Origin of the sequence: Pseudomonas sp. REP124 (genome assembly GCF_020164475.1) — a bacterium.
In the GTDB taxonomy this organism is placed as follows: Bacteria; Pseudomonadota; Gammaproteobacteria; order Pseudomonadales; family Pseudomonadaceae; genus Aquipseudomonas.
Genome location: NZ_JAIQWX010000024.1, coordinates 21,749 through 38,036, shown reverse-complemented (window position 1 = coordinate 38,036; position 16,288 = coordinate 21,749). Strand labels below are relative to the sequence as shown.

General features: G+C 56.8%; 18 protein-coding genes. 5 read left to right on the top strand and 13 right to left on the bottom strand.

The annotated features are described in order from the left end of the window. Positions 1–5: 5 nt before the first annotated feature. Positions 6–779: an ABC transporter ATP-binding protein gene (locus K9857_RS08670; RefSeq protein WP_224534869.1), complete on the bottom strand. Its 774-nt coding sequence runs from the start codon at positions 777–779 to the stop codon at positions 6–8. 564 nt (positions 780–1,343) lie between these two features. On the opposite strand from K9857_RS08670, the gene gabP reads away from it, so the two are divergent. After that, positions 1,344–2,735, top strand: a complete 1,392-nt coding sequence (gene gabP, locus K9857_RS08665) for a GABA permease (protein ID WP_224534867.1) — start codon at positions 1,344–1,346, stop codon at positions 2,733–2,735. A gap of 90 nt (positions 2,736–2,825) precedes the next feature. Here gabP and vapC read toward each other — a convergent pair whose 3' ends face one another. Both vapC and vapB read right to left on the bottom strand, forming a co-directional pair. Next, entirely contained in the window at positions 2,826–3,233 is a 408-nt protein-coding gene (gene vapC, locus K9857_RS08660; RefSeq protein ID WP_224534865.1) for a type II toxin-antitoxin system tRNA(fMet)-specific endonuclease VapC, read from the bottom strand. Further along, positions 3,233–3,463, bottom strand: a complete 231-nt coding sequence (vapB, locus tag K9857_RS08655) for a type II toxin-antitoxin system VapB family antitoxin (RefSeq protein ID WP_224534863.1) — start codon at positions 3,461–3,463, stop codon at positions 3,233–3,235. Before vapB ends, vapC begins: the two co-directional genes overlap by 1 nt. A 421-nt stretch (positions 3,464–3,884) precedes the next feature. Between vapB and K9857_RS08650 the strand changes: the two genes are divergently transcribed. Then, the gene (locus tag K9857_RS08650; RefSeq protein WP_224534861.1) at positions 3,885–4,205 is read left to right on the top strand and encodes a hypothetical protein; all 321 of its coding nucleotides are present in this window, start codon (positions 3,885–3,887) and stop codon (positions 4,203–4,205) included. Between the two features lie 348 nt (positions 4,206–4,553). Here the strand turns inward: K9857_RS08650 and K9857_RS08645 are convergent, their stop codons facing one another. The 7 genes from K9857_RS08645 to K9857_RS08615 form a co-directional block, all read right to left on the bottom strand. After that, on the bottom strand, positions 4,554–5,006 hold the full coding sequence (locus K9857_RS08645) for a hypothetical protein (RefSeq protein WP_224534859.1): 453 nt from the start codon (positions 5,004–5,006) through the stop codon (positions 4,554–4,556). Positions 5,007–5,012: 6 nt separating this feature from the next. Next, positions 5,013–5,429, bottom strand: a complete 417-nt coding sequence (locus tag K9857_RS08640) for a hypothetical protein (protein WP_224534856.1) — start codon at positions 5,427–5,429, stop codon at positions 5,013–5,015. Positions 5,430–5,465: 36 nt separating this feature from the next. Continuing rightward, a complete protein-coding gene (locus K9857_RS08635) occupies positions 5,466–6,440 on the bottom strand; it encodes an alpha/beta fold hydrolase (protein ID WP_224534853.1) in 975 nt (324 codons plus the stop codon). Between the two features lie 104 nt (positions 6,441–6,544). Then, positions 6,545–6,973 carry a hypothetical protein gene (locus K9857_RS08630; RefSeq protein ID WP_224534852.1) on the bottom strand — a complete coding sequence of 143 codons (429 nt, stop codon included), beginning with the start codon at positions 6,971–6,973 and terminating at the stop codon, positions 6,545–6,547. 2 nt (positions 6,974–6,975) lie between these two features. Further along, positions 6,976–7,437 carry a Panacea domain-containing protein gene (locus tag K9857_RS08625; RefSeq protein ID WP_224534850.1) on the bottom strand — a complete coding sequence of 154 codons (462 nt, stop codon included), beginning with the start codon at positions 7,435–7,437 and terminating at the stop codon, positions 6,976–6,978. Positions 7,438–7,977: 540 nt separating this feature from the next. Then, positions 7,978–8,169: a helix-turn-helix transcriptional regulator gene (locus K9857_RS08620; RefSeq protein WP_224534847.1), complete on the bottom strand. Its 192-nt coding sequence runs from the start codon at positions 8,167–8,169 to the stop codon at positions 7,978–7,980. 42 nt (positions 8,170–8,211) lie between these two features. Further along, positions 8,212–8,430 (bottom strand): hypothetical protein, encoded by a 219-nt coding sequence (locus K9857_RS08615; RefSeq protein WP_224534903.1) that lies wholly within the window; start codon positions 8,428–8,430, stop codon positions 8,212–8,214. 283 nt (positions 8,431–8,713) lie between these two features. Here K9857_RS08615 and mobV point away from each other — a divergent pair, with 283 nt between their 5' ends. The 3 genes from mobV to K9857_RS08600 all read left to right on the top strand — a co-directional run bounded on the left by mobV (position 8,714) and on the right by K9857_RS08600 (position 11,508). Beyond that, a complete protein-coding gene (gene mobV / locus K9857_RS08610) occupies positions 8,714–9,664 on the top strand; it encodes a MobV family relaxase (RefSeq protein ID WP_224534846.1) in 951 nt (316 codons plus the stop codon). A 251-nt stretch (positions 9,665–9,915) separates the two neighbouring features. After that, positions 9,916–10,428, top strand: a complete 513-nt coding sequence (locus tag K9857_RS08605) for a hypothetical protein (protein WP_224534844.1) — start codon at positions 9,916–9,918, stop codon at positions 10,426–10,428. A 915-nt stretch (positions 10,429–11,343) separates the two neighbouring features. After that, positions 11,344–11,508 (top strand): hypothetical protein, encoded by a 165-nt coding sequence (locus K9857_RS08600; protein WP_224534842.1) that lies wholly within the window; start codon positions 11,344–11,346, stop codon positions 11,506–11,508. Between the two features lie 4 nt (positions 11,509–11,512). Here the strand turns inward: K9857_RS08600 and K9857_RS08595 are convergent, their stop codons facing one another. The 3 genes from K9857_RS08595 to K9857_RS08585 all read right to left on the bottom strand — a co-directional run bounded on the left by K9857_RS08595 (position 11,513) and on the right by K9857_RS08585 (position 16,183). Continuing rightward, on the bottom strand, positions 11,513–13,942 hold the full coding sequence (locus tag K9857_RS08595) for a lytic transglycosylase domain-containing protein (RefSeq protein ID WP_224534840.1): 2,430 nt from the start codon (positions 13,940–13,942) through the stop codon (positions 11,513–11,515). Beyond that, complete coding sequence (locus tag K9857_RS08590) at positions 13,942–15,408, bottom strand: hypothetical protein (RefSeq protein ID WP_224534838.1); 1,467 nt, start codon at positions 15,406–15,408, stop codon at positions 13,942–13,944. The genes K9857_RS08595 and K9857_RS08590 overlap by 1 nt, the downstream gene beginning before the upstream one ends. A gap of 343 nt (positions 15,409–15,751) precedes the next feature. Beyond that, on the bottom strand, positions 15,752–16,183 hold the full coding sequence (locus K9857_RS08585) for a hypothetical protein (RefSeq protein ID WP_224534836.1): 432 nt from the start codon (positions 16,181–16,183) through the stop codon (positions 15,752–15,754). Positions 16,184–16,288: the final 105 nt, after the last annotated feature.

The following is a 16,288-nucleotide window of genomic DNA, read 5'->3' as shown; positions in this document are numbered from 1 at the left end:
CTCCGTTAGCGGTTGCTGGACATGAATTGTTTGCAGCGCGCCGAAAGCGGGTTTTCAAACACCTGCTGTGGCGATCCTTGCTCTTCGACCAGGCCCTGGTGGAGGAACACCACTTCGCTGGACACCTGACGGGCGAAGCTCATCTCGTGGGTGACCAGCAACATGGTGCGGCCTTCTTCGGCCAGGGCGCGGATGACATTAAGTACTTCCTGGACCATTTCCGGGTCAAGGGCGGAAGTCGGCTCGTCAAACAGGATGACTTTGGGCTGCATGGCCAGGGTGCGGGCGATGGCCGCGCGTTGCTGCTGGCCGCCGGACAACTGAGAAGGGTAGGCGTGGCGCTTGTCGGCGATGCCGACCTTGGTCAGCAAGGCTTCGGCGACTTCGATGGCTTCGGCTTTGCTCTGGCCGAGCACGCGACGCGGGGCTTCGATGATGTTGTCGAGCACGCTCATGTGCGGCCACAGATTAAAGTTTTGAAACACAAAACCAATCTCGCTGCGCAGGCGATTGATCTGTTTGCCGTCGGCAGCGACCAGTTCACCGTTCTTCGCGGCCTTGAGCTTGAGTTCTTCCCCAGCCACCAGGATCTGCCCCTGATGCGGGTTTTCCAGCAGGTTGATGCAGCGCAGGAACGTGGATTTGCCGGAGCCGGAAGAACCCAGGATCGAGATCACATCGCCGTCACGGGCGGTCAGCGAGATGCCCTTGAGCACCTCCAGCGAACCGTAGCGTTTGTGCAAGTTGCGGATTTCAAGCGCGGGCGTGGCCTCAGCCATGTGCGTTCCTCATATATATGTTTCGCTCCTGCTGTTGGCGGCCTTCCTGGCGAGGCGGCCAACCTAGCATAGCGTTTCGATGGCAGCCAACGCGCTACGGGCGGTAAACGGGTGGCATTGAGCAGGTTGTCGCATCGGCACAGCAGACTGTCGCCCCACCAACAACCGAACAGCCGTTTGAACCGTGCTTTTAACCACATTGCAGGCTGGCTGTCGCAAAAAGGGCGCGATGTTGCCAGCTTTGGCGGGGTGTTGGAAGCGTTATAGGACCGGACGTGGACGATCTGCACTTTTATCGTGCGTCTAGGGTGTTTTGGGGTGTGTTTCCGGTGCGCTGTTTCGTCCATAAAGTGGGTCACAGAGTAACGCTTTGGCGAAGTGCCATTACTTTCAATGACTTGCGATGACTGTCCGGTCTTGATGAGATCACCGGATTAGAAGGTTTTGAAACATTTTGGCGCAATTATTGCGTGCAGATTCAAGAACGCTCCGTTGGTTTCTTTTTACAGAAGAGAAACACAAGCGGGATGCATGCATTCGCTTTTCCTTACAAAGGTAGTTTCAATGAGCAGTACCCAAAGCTCTAACGGCCTCGAACAGGGGCTCAAACCGCGTCACGTAACGATGCTGTCGATTGCCGGTGTGATCGGTGCCGGTCTGTTCGTAGGCTCCGGCCACGCTATCGCTGCTGCAGGCCCGGCTGTGCTGTTGGCTTACGCTGCCGCCGGTATGCTGGTGGTGTTGGTGATGCGCATGCTCGGCGAGATGGCCGTGGCTTCGCCTGATACAGGCTCCTTCTCTACTTACGCCGACCGTGCGATCGGTCACTGGGCCGGCTTCACCATCGGCTGGCTGTACTGGTGGTTCTGGGTTCTGGTAATCCCGCTGGAAGCCAACGCCGCTGCCACCATCCTGCACGCCTGGTTCCCGGGCGTGGATATCTGGGCCTTCGCCCTGGTCATCACCATGTTGCTGACCGTGACCAACCTGTTCAGCGTGAAGAACTACGGTGAATTCGAGTTCTGGTTCGCCCTGCTCAAAGTCGTTGCGATCATTGGCTTTATCGTTCTCGGCGTTCTGGCGATCTTCGGCTTCCTGCCGAACAGCCAGGTCAGCGGCGTTTCGCACATTTTCGACACCCAGGGCTTCCTGCCAAATGGCATGGGCGCGGTATTGGGCGCGATTCTGACCACCATGTTCTCCTTCATGGGTACCGAGATCGTGACCATCGCGGCCGCGGAATCGAAGGATCCGGGCAAGCAGATCTCCAAGGCCACCAACTCGGTGATCTGGCGTATCGGTCTGTTCTACCTCGTATCGATCTTCATCGTTGTGGCCCTGGTGCCATGGAACGATCCGGTTCTGGCCAGCCTGGGTTCTTACCAGACCGTGCTTGATCGCATGGGCATCCCTAACGCCAAGATGATCGTCGACATCGTCGTACTGGTTGCCGTAACCAGCTGCCTGAACTCGGCGCTGTACACTTCGTCGCGCATGCTGTTCTCCCTGGGCAAGCGCGGTGACGCGCCGGCCATGGCCACCCGCACCAACAAGAGCGGCACCCCTTACTGGGCGGTGATGCTGTCCACCGGCGCTGCGTTCCTCGCCACTTTCGCCAACTACGTGGCTCCGGCTGCAGTGTTCGAGTTCCTGCTGGCCAGCTCCGGCGCCATCGCGCTGCTGGTGTACCTGGTGATCGCGATCTCGCAACTGCGCATGCGCAAGCAGCGTATGGCGCGTGGCGAGAAAATCGCTTTCAGCATGTGGCTGTTCCCGGGCCTGACTTACGCGGTGATCATCTTCATCGTCGCGGCCCTGACCATCATGGGCTTCCAGGACGCCCACCGCGTGGAAATCCTCGCGACCGGCCTGCTCAGCGTTCTGGTGGTTGCCGCCGGCATGCTGGTGGCTCGCCGCCGTCGTAATGAGCAGCTGGGTGCTGCTGTTACGCGCTGAGTGATGGGTTGAGGTAGTTGTTGTAGATGTAGAAAACGGCCGCTGTCAGTGATGATGAGCGGCCGTTTTTGTTTGTCGGGGCGATTCGATTTAGCTGGCCTCGACCCAGTCTTCTACTCGCAAGCCTGGTACTCGTTGAAACTCTCGCAGGTTGTTCGTTACTACGATGAATCCTCGCGAGCGTGCGTGACCGGCGATCATGTAATCGTATGGGCCAATGGGTGTCCCGCTCTTTGTCAGTTCGGATCGAATGATTCCGGTATGTTCGGCTGCTTCATTGTCGAAAGGCAGGATCTCAAGACGGGCTACGAACCCCTCGACCACGGCAAGGTTTTTTTCGGGTGCTGCAGATTTTTCCGCTCCGTAAACCAGTTCCATCAGGGTTACGGAACTGATGCAGAGTTGACCGTAATGGCGGTTGAAGGCTTCGCGCACGACTTGCGGCTTGTTCTTGATGGTAAAGATGCAAATGTTGGTATCGAGCATGTATTTGATCATCAGAACGATTCGCGCTCCTGATCAGTGGGTTGCTCCCGATCGGTCATGAAGTCTGCGGTGACATTGTCGCCGTCGAACCAGCTGTCCCAGGATTCACCGGCAGGCGTGATGATGCGAGCTCGGCCTACTGCGACGACATCGACTCGTTTTACGTCGCTGGGCATCGCTACGGCCTTGGGCAGGCGAACCGCTTGACTTCGATTGCTCATGAATAGAGTGGTTTGTTCCATTTGGACCTCCTGCGCGTTTGGCTGGAATGATGTGCTCAAAGGATAGGCTTCATAAGGGATATGTCAATGGGATATACATGGCTGGCAGAGAAACGCGGATTTTGGAAGTGATAAAAAACGGCCGCTGTCAGTGATGACGAGCGGCCGTTTTTGTTTTCTCTGAGGCGTTTTTTTACAAGGCGCGCCCAATGGAAACGCTAATGCCAAAATAGCGGCCGTCGTGGGAGTGTGCATCGCAGTGTTTCCGAATGCGATGGAGCTTCGGAGCATGGATTGTTCGATTGGCCTTCACGGCCAAGTCCCTCCGTTACTCCTCGCTGTCAGTGTCATCATCAGACACTAAGTCATGGATGCATTTGCCTGTGCCCGCTCCTATAACGATTGGACAGAGCCAACCCAATGGGGCATCAAGGAGAGAGGCATGGCGTTTACGTTGGTAACTTTCAGAAACCCAGACACCGGCGTTTTGAAAAAGGCGCCAATCGGCTTCTCGTGGTCGGTATTCGTTTTCGGATTTATTGCACCGTTGTTTCGCGGTGATATCAAGTGGGCTGTGATCATGTTCATCCTGGCTTGTTTCACCGGAGGCCTGACCAATCTCGTGCTTATGTTCACCTATAACAGATGGTATGCGTGCGACCTGATCGATGCGGGTTACCAGGCCCTTTCTATCACCAAGGGCGACTGGAGCACTGCCAGTAAGAAAATCGGCATGGAGATTCCGCGTCTGGAAGGTGCTTGAGCCTGAGTGGGAACCCTTAATTCATGCAGGTCGCTGAATACAGCCAATGTCTGTCAGTTAAGCCGAACACATTACTGTGGCGAGGGGGCCTTAATCCCAGCCATTTAAGTTGCCGCAGGACCTGTAGCAGCTGGCGAAGCCTGCGTTCGGCTGCGAAGCAGTCGTAAAACCTGAGTACGAGGTCTGTCAGAAGCATCGTGTTGCCTGATTTCACGACTGCTGCGCAGCCGAACGCAGGCTTCGCCAGCTGCTACATGGATCGCGCATCGCCTTGTAACATCGTCGTTGATAAAAAACGGCCGCTGTCAGTGATGACGAGCGGCCGTTTTTGTTTGCAGCACCGGCGAGTTACTCGCCTTTTTCTTCCTGAGCTTCCAGCGACTGGCGGTACGCATCCAGCGCGTCGCCGAAGTCCTTGATGAACTGCGGCTCGCTCAGCCAGGCCTGGGCGGTTTCGCGGTCCATGCCGTCGGCCCACATGCGGTAGTCGATCAGCATGTCGGCGGCCAGGTGGGTGGAGGCCATGGCTTCGTTGTCGGCGTTTTCCAGGTCCAGCAGTTCGGGGTGATCGTTGATGATCCCGGAGAGATCGTTCAGCAGGATCGAGAGCATTTCGCTGCGGCTGGCGGCTTCGGCGTCACGCATCTTGCTGAACATGGCCAGGGTGTATTCCGGGATAGGCTCGGCGAGGTGGCCTTGCTCATCGTCCAGGGCGAGTGGCTTTCTGCCGTGGATATTGATCTGTTTGGCTTTTGCCTTGGCGCGTTTTGCGCGTTTCTGTTGCTTGTTCAGGGAGGCCATGGGAACTCAGTTCGGTTTCTGTTGGGTTTGCGCGGCGATGGCGTCGGATGCAGCCACGTAGTCGGCCTGGAAGGCCGGGGATTCGATCCAGGCCAGGGCGCCGGCTTCGTCGGTTTCGGTGGACCACTGGCGGTATTCGATCAGCGCGGCGAGGATGAAGTCCATCGCGCCTTCTTCGCCTTCCTGCTCGTACACCAGCTCCAGCAGCGGGTCTTCGAGGAAGGCCAGGCACATGGCCTGCTGGCTGGTTTTCTCGGCGTCGATCATCTTCTTGAACAGCTCGGTCAGGTCCACCGATTCGAAATCGATACGCTCGTCATTCGGGTCCAGCTCCACCGGCGCGGCGGCGCGCTGGGTGCGGTTCTGCTTGGCTTTGGCCTTGGCGCGGGAGGCGCGTTTCTGCTGCTTGTTGGCGGAGGCCATGGGCGTCGTTCCGTAATTCGTTGAATGAGCAATGATTCAGGTGCGTGGCACGGTCTGCCCGGGAGTGCCGGGTGCCAGTTCGCCGTGCTGCAGCCAGGACAATGCGATGGGCCATAGTGTGGCTTGGTATGCGCTGCGAAAAAAGGCGAAATGTCCGACTTCTTTCTCGCCGATGTCTTCCGGAGCGATGCGCAGGTGGGTATTGGCACTGCCGGTGAAGTAGCTCAGCAGGCGCTCGATGGCCGGGATGGTGCCATAGGGATCGTCGCTGATGCTGATGGCGAGGATTTTCGCTTTCAGGGCGGCGAAGGGTAGGCCGCCAGTGGATTCGTGCAGCAGGCGGCCGCTGGGGCGTGTTTCGTAGCGTGGAGTGGGTGTGGCCCAGTCGCGGACTACGCCTGAGGGAGTGTCTTCAAGCCAGCCCAGCCGTTTGCCGGGAAAGAATCCGCACAGCATCGTCACGATCGGCATCACCACATGCCATTTGCCGAACATGCGCCAGCGGTGAGCCGGCGCGTAATCGCGCCAGTAAGCGAACTGTGCCCCGACCGTCACTACCCGTCGAATAATCGCACCAGAAGCTCCCAAGCCCGCTGCACAGCCGCCAAAGCTATGAGCGACCACATCGACGGGCTGCCCCGGAAACTCGCGCTGTGTGCGCTTGAGCATTGCCTCGAAATCCAGCGCACCCCAATCGGTCCAAGAGGCTTCGAGTTCTTTGATCGATGCCGGGCGCGACTCACCAATACCGCGGTAGTCATAGGTGATGACATCGAAATCGTTGGCGAACAGGTAATCGGCAAAGCGCGAGTAGTGTCGGCAGCGAACCGAGGTGGCGGCGTTGATGATGACGACCGGGCGGCATGCGTCCTGGGCAGCGTGTCGCCAGGTGAAACCGCCGAGGATGAAGCCGTCGGCGGCGGCTTGCTTGAACGGCTCGCCCGCGACATCAGCTGCCAGTTGCAGCTCGATTTGGTTGGGAGCCAGTGAGGGCATGTCCTGCAGGTTCATCGGCGTCGGACCTTTGCGGGTAGTGGCCAACGATAGTCCTCGTGATGCGGATGAACAATCCTTTGCGGGGGCAGCCGTAGTGTTCCGTTTTGATGGCAGGTGGTCTACGCGTACAAACTGTGGGCCGGGTCGAGCCAAACAATGTGGAACACGTGATCCAGGAAGAAGCCGTGAATCCTTCCATGGGCGTTGCTCGATATGCTGAATTGGTAGGGGCGGCTTTGACGGAGCTGCTCATTCAAGTGGCAGAATCCGTTCGGCTCGGTAGTGTCATCCCATGCAATAGGGTGAGCTCGCAATGCTGCTGAGCGCTCCGCGTACAGTTGCTGAACCGTGCATGAGCTCAGCGCTGAAAGCCGTTCGATAACTTTGCAGAAATAGCCGGCATCCCGGTCGGAGTAATCGAACTTTTGGTGATGGCGATCCATATGGCGAAATGAAAAGCTCAGCAGTTTGGGCCTATCTGGATCACCAGCCTTGATGTTCGGGCTGGCAGTTAACTTTCCAGCCTTGATGGACGTTCCTTTCGCCATGCTTACTGTGCAGCTGACATTTGGGTATAGAACCGGCGAGTAAGATCCTTGTCGATCATCTCAGTGCATGACGCGTCGGCAGGCAGCATGCCTCTCGCCGTTTTCCACGGTTCCTCCTGGTGGGTGAGCTGCTCCAGCTCATACCCCGAAAAACCACCGAAGACCTTGTACACCTCATTCAGGAAATCCGCTGTCTCTTCAGCAAGGTTCGAGGCGGGGAGTTCTTCAGTGATGGGGTTCCAGCGGTAGTGGTTGAAGCGCTGATAAATGCTTCGCACCACTGGGCCGTGCACCCATGCTTCAAATCGGTCAGGAATCAACTCTTGGCCGCTCTTGACGACCATGTGCCAGGCGTCGGCATAGAAAACCAGCTTTTGAAGTTTCAGCGGCGTGAGGTAGTCGCCGTGTTCCCTGGCGAAATTTATGAGGTAGTCCGCCACGTCGTTGGCGTTGCAAACGGCCATGATCCAATCGCTCCCTGTTGGTGCTTTGTGGATAGGCTGGGCACACCACAAATCTGCGACGGGATTATCCGTGCGTCAAGGTGAGGGTCAACGCTGTTTGGTCTACAAATTGTGTTTTTCGAAGGCGGCAGGTCATGGCTTTTGACGCGGGCGAGCCGGGGGAGGGCGGTCAAGAATCGCAGAAAGCAAAAAGCCCGCACGAGGCGGGCTTTCTGTGTGTCTTCAGGTGTGCTTGGCACCACCTGAAAACGGAAGGTGGTGCCAGAGACGGAATCGAACTGCTTTGATAACTTACTGTATTGGTTGAATAATTTTTCAGTGTGGCGATAGATCTACTCACAAATCTACTCGCTTTTTAGAATCTAGCACCGGTTTTTCCATCGTTTACGTGTCACTACCAGAGATATTTAGGCAGTGCTGTCGGTCGGACGAACGGTATCACACTAACGGCTTTGGACTTCCGAGTTTTGACCATTTGCTCAGCAGCGACCGTATGCACTGACTATAAGTGAGAAAACGAAGCTCCCGTCTTTAAAACCTTCACTTGCCCGGGGTCGGATCGGACATCCATTTAACGATTGCTGACTGACGCCAGGCCACTGAGTTTGGGCCTATCCTGATCTGTTTGGGGAAGGTGCCCTCCCTGATCCGCCGATAAATCGTGTTTCGCCCGAGACCTGTTATATGGAGTACCTCGTCAAGGCGCAGGAAACGATCAATGCTCTCAGTCATATCTTGCCTCGTCTCTGATCGATCTCTGACTCCGATGTTGGTTTATTTCGCGCTCTGCGACTTCAGCCTGGCCAACCCTTGATTGATATGGCCGACGTTTTCGCCAATCACGTCCAGAGCACCGCGAACATTGTCGCCGGTCTCGCCATGCCCCTGGCTTTCGACCAATAACGTCAGCTCCATCAAAGCAGCCTCCAAAGCGAGCTGGTTTTGATACATGCGTTCAAGGACGTCGGGGAGAGAGTATTCCGGGGAAGGCATCGCATCGACTCCATTCGAAAAAACGAAAGCGTAGCAGCGCTTATCCATCAGGGCGCTCATGGTGTTAATTCCACACTTGTCGTTTGTGGCGTTTGAGGTCGGCGATATCACGATAGGGAAGTCGCAAAGGCAGTGTGCTCTGGCGCTGCTTTTCTTCCGCAGGAAGCGAACAACAAACGTAGTTTGTGTAGTGAGTACACAAGCTTCGCTTGGGGCGGCTTGCGCAGGTCTTTGCTCCACCTGCACGCTGAAGATGAAAACACTCAGCACGGGGGAGGCAGTCATGTCTTACACGATACTAAGAACAAAAAAGCTGAAGTCGGTCGCTGGGATTATTGGATCTGGTCGACACACCTTTCGAGAGATGCCCACACCGAACTCCAATGGCGCGGCCAATGTGCACGTTGGTGGCGCGTCGACTGCTGGCGGTCTTGCCAATGCGGTCTTGGCCAAGCTGCCAGAACGCAGGCGCAAGGGGGCGGTGCTCTGCATTGAATATCTGATCACCGCCAGCCCCGAGGCATTCGCCCGTCACGGCGGCACGATGCCCGACACGGGCGGCTACTTTAATCGGGCCATGGCCTGGCTGAAGGCGCGGCACGGCGGAGCGAATATTGTCAGCGCTACCGTTCACCTGGATGAGAGGACGCCCCACCTCGTCGCGTATGTAGTGCCGTTGACCAAGGACGGAAGGCTGTCGGCGCGTGACTTCCTCGGTGGTGCCGCCAAGCTACGCAGGATGCAGACTGATTTCCACCAGTGGTGCGGGAAGCCTTTCGGGCTGTTGCGCGGCGTCGAAGGATCGAAAGCCACCCACCAGAAGGTCAGCCAGTATTACCTGGCGCTCGTTGCTGCTGATCCCATCGTTGATCGTGCAGACTTGGCCGCTGCTGCCATAGGCATACAGATGCCAAACTACAAGGCTCTGCTGCTGAGGGCGAAAACTTCGGCTATACAGGACAAGCTTCAGCGCTCAGCCACTGTGGCGCTAAAGGCGCGGCAGGCGGCTCTGGATCGGCAGGCGGTCGAACACCGGCAGGCCCAGCGGGCGCTTGAGGAACTGGAGATCACATTAGAAAAGCGAGCTAACAGTCTGGACGAGGTTGATCACGCATTGGAGATAGCGCTGCTGAAGGCTGGGCGGGAAAAGGAACGTGCTGATCGGCTGGCCAGGCAACTCGCCGACTTGCTTAAGCGAATCCCCGGGGCAGACGTGGCAATAGCGCCACACTGAGGCGTTCTCACCACCACTCGTTTTGGGAAAGTGGGTGGGATTGCGGTCGGTAGTGGTCACTGTGCGTAAACCGTGTTTATTCCTACGCAGAGTGTTGTTTTCTACACGCAGGCACTTGGATGTTCAAACGTTGACTTTGCACTGGCTAGAGGCTGTTTGAAAGCGGCCCGAATAAGTTCGGTGCAATTGCATCGGACACCATGTTAAAAGTTGAGAGTTGGGTCTGCGTCCTTGTTTTTAATGGAGATCACATGAGAGCAATAATTATTCTTGCAGGCGCCTGCATGTTGCTGGGCATAAGCGGGTGCGACCACAAATTTTCAGACATTCAAAGTTGCATTCTGGGTGCTGAAAAGCCCATCCCTCTGGAAAAGGCCATCGCCGTTGTAAAGGCTGCTGGCCTGGTAGTTACTTCGCAAGAGCCAGCGCCCATCAGTCTCACCCCTTCTGTCTCTTCGGCCGCCGCAGCCACCTCCGGGCCATTTAACTTACTTTGCGAGGCAGCGATTAACGGCCAGCGCTATACAAAAACGATCCATTTGGATATTGCTTCGAAAGCGGCCAATGGCGTGGTCGCAGTCATCACCGAGGATGAGGTCAAATGGACTTCTGGCGTTCAAAATCCGGTGACCGGCAAGCCAACGTTAGAACATCACACTTTGAATCGGCTAAACGGTGACTATCGTTATTACGATGATGGCGTGGTTTATGCCAGCAACCCTCCAACTTACCATTGCTCGAAAGCACCCCCTGCCCAGTTTTGAGATCACCCCCAACCCTCAAAAACCCTCGCTATTAAGCGGTAAGCGTAACGGATCACAGTATCTTCATTTGAAACCTTGCCTGTAACCATGACTCCCCGATGACTTGGTTACCACTCCCGGCTGGCACCAACCGTGGCAACCAGAGTGGAAACCTGTGCCTGGTTACCATTCCAAACTGGTAACCAACCGTGGTAACCACACTGGTAACCACTGATCAGTTCGCAGTTTAGGCTGCGAACTAAACGTGCGAACTTCGTGTGCGAACGCGTACCAATGGTGCGTACCTGCCTGCGTACTTTGATGATTTCCGCGCACTCAGGGTGCGTGAAACTCTGCGTGAAACAGCGCATTTTGCTGTAACAGGGCTTGTAACAGCCTGCCTTGTAACGCGTCGTCGGCATGGGTGGCGGTTCCCTTTTTTATGGCCTCCGAAACCCATGTTTCCGTGGTAACCAGCGTGGCAACCAATGCTGGCCACCACCGCGGGCATCCGCCTCGAGATGACCTAAAACCGCGGATACCGGAGTGGATACCGGGCGATGGTAACCAGGCGAGGTGGTTACTTTTGGTGGTTACCGCGGCGGTTAACGAAGCTCGGTTGACCTGATTAATGGTCAGGCTCGTTGACCTTCCTGGCGACACTTAACGACTAGACTCATTGGCGAACCTGGTACCGGCCGGGCGCATCTTGCCAGCGATTGGTTATTGCTTGGATACCCGCGACGAGTACTGGCTGAAGGCGCTAGATAACGTGGGAGCGGGATTTCCAGCAGTCGAATGGCGACCGCTGCGGCGGATGAGCTCAGGGCGCCAGCGGTGATCGAAGTCGGGCTCGGCGTTTTTGGCCATCCAAATAGAAAGCCCGCTCAGTGGCGGTCTTTGTTGGAGTGAGGGCGTCAGGCCCTGGAGGTGTTTGTGGTCGATGAGCATTGGTTGAAGGTGATTCAGATGTCCGCCGTGTTCGTCGGCGTGCAACTGCTGGTCAGGCTGGAGGACTGGTTGACCATCCTGGCCAAGAAGTACCTCCCGAAAGGCAGCCGCATCAGAAAGTTCGTCCTGATCAATCCCGACGAGGATTAGGCCCTTACTGCTCTGTGATGCCGAGCAATCCTGGAGCGGTCAGCAGCGGAAGCAGGCTCTGCTGTGGCGCCCGCGGAACTACCAAATTCAGTGACGGATTCAATGCCGCATTGGCGTCTGCCATCTGCTTAACCTTCCCAGCCCCTGACGCGACTACATCCAGCAATCCAGGTAGCACCGGAAGCTTTTTTAGAACTCCCAGCGGCATGCGGAGATAGTTGGGGAAGGTGCTTGACCCTACCGGCTTCAGTGGCGCGTTATGGATATCGCCGGCAACTCGGAGCATGGTCTGGTAGTGCTCCCAGCCGTTCTTCCCAAACAGTGCTTGGCCTTTTTCAGGGCCAATCTTATCTAACGCCTTGCGCATGCCATTGACGGAGAAGGCGCCACCTGTTTCGCTCTGGAGCGTCGAGGCGTCTCGTACATAGACGCGAGCGGCATCCTGCAGGGAGCTCATGATCGGCACACCCCGTTGCTGTTCGAGCTGCGAAAGCCCCTTGAGCTGGTCGACCTTCATTTTGCCGACGATATTTGGAAGATCCTCTGGCGCGTAGTTGCCCTTCAGGATTTTCTCGATCAGGGGGCTGGCTTCCTGAAAGCGGAAGCGGTCAGCTGCGGCGGCCCTGGCCTCCTTGAATGCATTCGACAGGTCAGCCTGAGCGCCTGTTGGTGACGCGCCGTGGCCTTCAATTTCGTTGACTAGGTGCTTCTTGACGATCCCTAGCGCCTTAGCTTCAGCCGGATCGTTCGTGCCGTAGATGCGCCCATTCAATGCCTGGAGGCGTTGCAGGGCCGTACCCATATCGAACGGTTCCTGCCCCCCGGTTGCTTTCTGGAACCAGGCCAACGTATCGGCCGGTAGCTTCGAGCCGAGCATCTGTTGATCAAGATCAGCCGAGGCATTGTTTACGAATCGAGTCGCATCGAGGGGAATGTCGCGACCTGCTGTGTTTCGTGCGGACTGGTACAGATTGTCGGCCCTTTTCTTGAGCGCATCATCATAGCCAGTCACGGTATTTTGCAGCACTCGGCCGCGCTCATAGTCAGTCGCATCCCCAACCCCCTTGGAGACATGCTGGAGCAACGAGCTGTTTGCATCCTTGAAGCGCGCAGAAACCTGGCTGTCGACGGTATTTAGGTTGTTTTCTTTCCACCAGGCTTTGGGATCACGCGTGACCCAGCCGCGCATCGGGGTGATTTCTAACTTGTTAAAATCTGCCATGCGCGCGAGCTGTTCAGTATCCACCAGCCCGATGTCGTCCATATTGCGCTTGGCAATTGAAATCATCTGGTCTTTGGTGGCCTGTGGCAAAGAGCTGTAATCAATGCCATCTTGCGCAAGCTTCGTCGCAATCTGTGTTTCAACAGGCGCGACAGGAGTGACCATAGATTTAACTCCACCAGCTACTTTGCCGATGCCTCGCCCAACTGCCATACCTAATGTCCCACCTACCGCGCCAGTTACTGCGTTGGTGGCGCGGGTAGCGGCATCACCAGGCTGAGAAAGCACGCCAAAGGCTGCCCCACCGCCTGCTGCCTGCTTATAGCTCGCAGGGTTGATCAAGGCATTACCAGCGCCTTCGACTAGGCCGCCGACAGTTTTTACCGCTGGCATTGCGCGAGCTGCGCTCGCCGCCTGAATCGCTTTGCCGCCAGCTTGTAGGCCGCGGCCGCCCAGGTATGCAAGGCCAATCTGGCCGCCGATGTTGCCACTGAGGCCTGCCGGGTCGGACATCAGGTCGGCGTCTGCGCCCGGGGCGCGCTGCCAGCCGCGAGGCCAGAGAACATCGCCAAGACCGACACCCTCCAGCAGATCGGCAACCGCCTTGCCGGCACCGAGCGTACCCTTCTCCAGCCAGTTTCGGCCAGCGAGGCGATCTGGTGAAGCGCTGGGGGCCTGAGGGACATCTGTAGGAGCGACCTGAACGGATTGGCCTGTAGCTGCAGGTTGCGCAGTCGACACCGCAGGCGTCATAAATTCTTTGTTCAGCTCGGCAAACGGGTCGTCGTGCGGCTGGGAAGGGGCGGCCTGGCTGAATTCACGATTCAGCTCGGCAAATGGGTCTGATTGCTGAGACATGTTCGAGGTCACCTTCTGGATGTAGTTGCGCGTCTCTTCCGGCGCTGCGTCCATTCCCTTGCGCTGCACATTGCCAATGCCCCAGTTATAGGCAGCCAGCGCGCCAGGCACGCTGCCGGTCTGTTGCATCATGTCGGAGAGCATGCGGGCGGCTGCGGCCGCCGACTGCTGGAGGTTGTTCGGGTCGGTCAGGCCGTACTGCTGAGCCGTTGCCGGCATGAACTGGAAATGGCCCTGGGCGCCTTTCGGAGACTGCATGTTTTGGCCGCGGCTCGACTCAGTCGACCAGACAGCATCCAGAAGCCCTGACGGGAGATTGTTCTCCTGCTCAAGCTGCGCGAAAAGCCCGCTCATCACCGCTTACCCTGGGGAAGCCAGCGCGCCATGACAGGATCTGCCCAGATTGATTGCTGTACCTTGCGATACTGTGCGTCGACTTCGGAAAGTGGCAGCCCACGCTCTTGGGCAATTTTCACAGCCTTTTCGTAGTAGTCAGCCTTCCTGATGGCTGAGTTGTTCTTGGCCTGCGCCAAATCGAGGATGTACGCGTTGGCCATTGGGGTTTTCTCGAGCGATGCGAAAGTTTGCAGTGCACGCGCCGCATCGCCTTCGGTTTGAGTACCTTTGTTGTCCTGCAATTGCTTGTTGATCTGCGACATGGCAACTGATCTATATTTTTGAGCGTTTGCACCAAACAGCTCAGCATTTTTTGGCGCAACCCCAAGGCTAGTCAGTACGTTAGCGGCCGCCGCTTTCGCGTCAGACCCCCAGCCCGTTTCAATCGGAATAGTCCTCATGGCTGTGATATTCCCGTTCATATCCTGAGCAGCTTTTCCTGCGTCGAGAGCTGTTCGGTATGAGTTGGAAATGAAATCGTTGTTCAGCCCTTTGGTGGCTTCTTGGGCTACTGGATTACGCCCAGCCATAAATGGGCCTTGCCCATTCCCTTGACCGGCAGACGCAGTTCCACCACCAGATACGGAAAGGCGGTTTGACCAGTATTCGTTCCCATCGGAGCCGACAACCTTAACGGGGTCATAGCCAGCAGCACCACGTTGTTCAGCCTGCTTCTGCGCCACGTTGAACGGGAACTGTGCGCCAGCCACTGAACCAGCTTCTGAGCCCTTATAGCCTGCGTTGGCCTGCGCTGCGCCGGGGACAGGTACTGCCTGCCCTTGATCGTTCATCATCACGCCTTCAGCGACTTTCGGCATGTAGGTTTGCTGACCTGTGCGCGGGTCGATGTAGTAATTGCCGCTCTTGCGTTCCTGCGGGTTGTTAGCCTGCTTGTAGAGGTCGAGCAAGGTGCCGCCGCCATCCATGCCCAGCATTTGATAGGTCATGATGTCAGTCAGGCTAAGCGGGAATTCGCCTTGAGCTTTTTGGCGTTGTGGCATGCCTCCGGGCGCGGTGCTCGGCGACCCTGGTGAGCTCGGCATTTGATACCCATCAGCACCGCCAATTTGGATCGGCGATTGACGGTCAGGCTGCGGGAAGGTCTGGACACCATCGGTGCCAACAGCGGGCTGGGTGTTACCTGAAGCTGCTACTGGCGTGCTGCCCGGCATGTGCTGTTGCAGCCAGTCATTTTGACGTTGTCTCTGCGTAAGGTTGGATTGAATTTGCTGCGCCTGCATGTTGCGGTATTGCGCCGTCGAATCACGCTGAAGCGCATCGCTGTAGCCGTTGATCCCGGCGAGGCCGGCAATTCCCAGGGTATTCACGGGAGCGCCACGACGAGCGCCGGCCAGACCACCAAAAGCAGCTGACAGAAGGCCTTGGCCTTCAGGGGTTTTCACGAAATCGAGAAGTCCGTCCATATCAACCTCACATGGGTTGGTGTTGAGCCATCATTTGCTGACGGCGGGAAAGAAGAGGGTCTTGGGCGTTTGATGAGTAAATGACCGACGAGGATGGACGCTTCGGCCTGGCATCCATTCATGCGACCGAGACCTCGAAAGGAAGGCGTTCTGCTAGAGCGATAAGTGCGGCACTCGCCTGTACATTTCCGGAGTTTGCCGCGGTGCGTAGCCGTTCATATGCGGCGGCAACTTCTGCTTGCGTTGGCTTGGCCTGGCGGCCTCGCATCTTGATGCTTGCGTTCATGTTCATTCACCTATGTAAGGTTATAACCTAATTAGGCCTAATTAGGTCAGATTAGGCCTAATCTGTATGTTTGTACAGTGTTGTGAGGCATTGGTCGCGACCTGGTAAGCCGCTTTTCGTGGAGGGGGTGGATATGGAGCTCAGCCGAATGGCGAGTACGGAGCGCGACATGCATGCCTGATCGAATGTCACCTGTTCGTGATGGCGGTCGAAACACCGAATTCGGTTATGGATGACCTTGTGTGCTCGGGCTCCGAGAAACGTTCCTCTCAGTAACTCTGCCGAAATCTGTGCTTCTTCTTCGGTGAAGAACGGCCCGTCGACGGTCACATTCTCGCCATCGTGGACGTGCTGGACGTCCCAAACCAAATAGCCAGAATCCGGGCCATGTTGCAGGTACGACTCCATGTGGGTGGTCTTGCATGCCTCATTAAAGCGTTCCAGATGCGTCGGCAGTTGGCTTGCTTTGTTGCTGTCATGTTCTGTCATGTGTACCTCTGATGAGCCGCTGGCACTGGTTATGGGTTGCTGCCGGGTGGTGTTGCTTTGTGCGGTGACACGGTTTCGTGATCAGTAAACGTGTCGCGTATTGAA

Excerpts from the sequence above, each read along its gene's own strand:
- K9857_RS08640 (WP_224534856.1), bottom strand. The coding sequence starts at position 5,429 with ATGGCCTCCGCCAACAAGCAGCAGAAACGCGCCTCCCGCGCCAAGGCC.
- K9857_RS08625 (WP_224534850.1), bottom strand. The coding sequence starts at position 7,437 with ATGGCCGTTTGCAACGCCAACGACGTGGCGGACTACCTCATAAATTTC.
- K9857_RS08615 (WP_224534903.1), bottom strand. The coding sequence starts at position 8,430 with ATGCCTTCCCCGGAATACTCTCTCCCCGACGTCCTTGAACGCATGTAT.
- K9857_RS08630 (WP_224534852.1), bottom strand. The coding sequence starts at position 6,973 with ATGGCGAAAGGAACGTCCATCAAGGCTGGAAAGTTAACTGCCAGCCCG.
- K9857_RS08605 (WP_224534844.1), top strand. The coding sequence starts at position 9,916 with ATGAGAGCAATAATTATTCTTGCAGGCGCCTGCATGTTGCTGGGCATA.
- K9857_RS08590 (WP_224534838.1), bottom strand. The coding sequence starts at position 15,408 with ATGGACGGACTTCTCGATTTCGTGAAAACCCCTGAAGGCCAAGGCCTT.
- vapB (WP_224534863.1), bottom strand. The coding sequence starts at position 3,463 with ATGGAACAAACCACTCTATTCATGAGCAATCGAAGTCAAGCGGTTCGC.
- K9857_RS08620 (WP_224534847.1), bottom strand. The coding sequence starts at position 8,169 with ATGACTGAGAGCATTGATCGTTTCCTGCGCCTTGACGAGGTACTCCAT.
- gabP (WP_224534867.1), top strand. The coding sequence starts at position 1,344 with ATGAGCAGTACCCAAAGCTCTAACGGCCTCGAACAGGGGCTCAAACCG.
- K9857_RS08585 (WP_224534836.1), bottom strand. The coding sequence starts at position 16,183 with ATGACAGAACATGACAGCAACAAAGCAAGCCAACTGCCGACGCATCTG.
- vapC (WP_224534865.1), bottom strand. The coding sequence starts at position 3,233 with ATGATCAAATACATGCTCGATACCAACATTTGCATCTTTACCATCAAG.
- mobV (WP_224534846.1), top strand. The coding sequence starts at position 8,714 with ATGTCTTACACGATACTAAGAACAAAAAAGCTGAAGTCGGTCGCTGGG.
- K9857_RS08670 (WP_224534869.1), bottom strand. The coding sequence starts at position 779 with ATGGCTGAGGCCACGCCCGCGCTTGAAATCCGCAACTTGCACAAACGC.
- K9857_RS08635 (WP_224534853.1), bottom strand. The coding sequence starts at position 6,440 with ATGAACCTGCAGGACATGCCCTCACTGGCTCCCAACCAAATCGAGCTG.
- K9857_RS08650 (WP_224534861.1), top strand. The coding sequence starts at position 3,885 with ATGGCGTTTACGTTGGTAACTTTCAGAAACCCAGACACCGGCGTTTTG.
- K9857_RS08645 (WP_224534859.1), bottom strand. The coding sequence starts at position 5,006 with ATGGCCTCCCTGAACAAGCAACAGAAACGCGCAAAACGCGCCAAGGCA.
- K9857_RS08595 (WP_224534840.1), bottom strand. The coding sequence starts at position 13,942 with ATGAGCGGGCTTTTCGCGCAGCTTGAGCAGGAGAACAATCTCCCGTCA.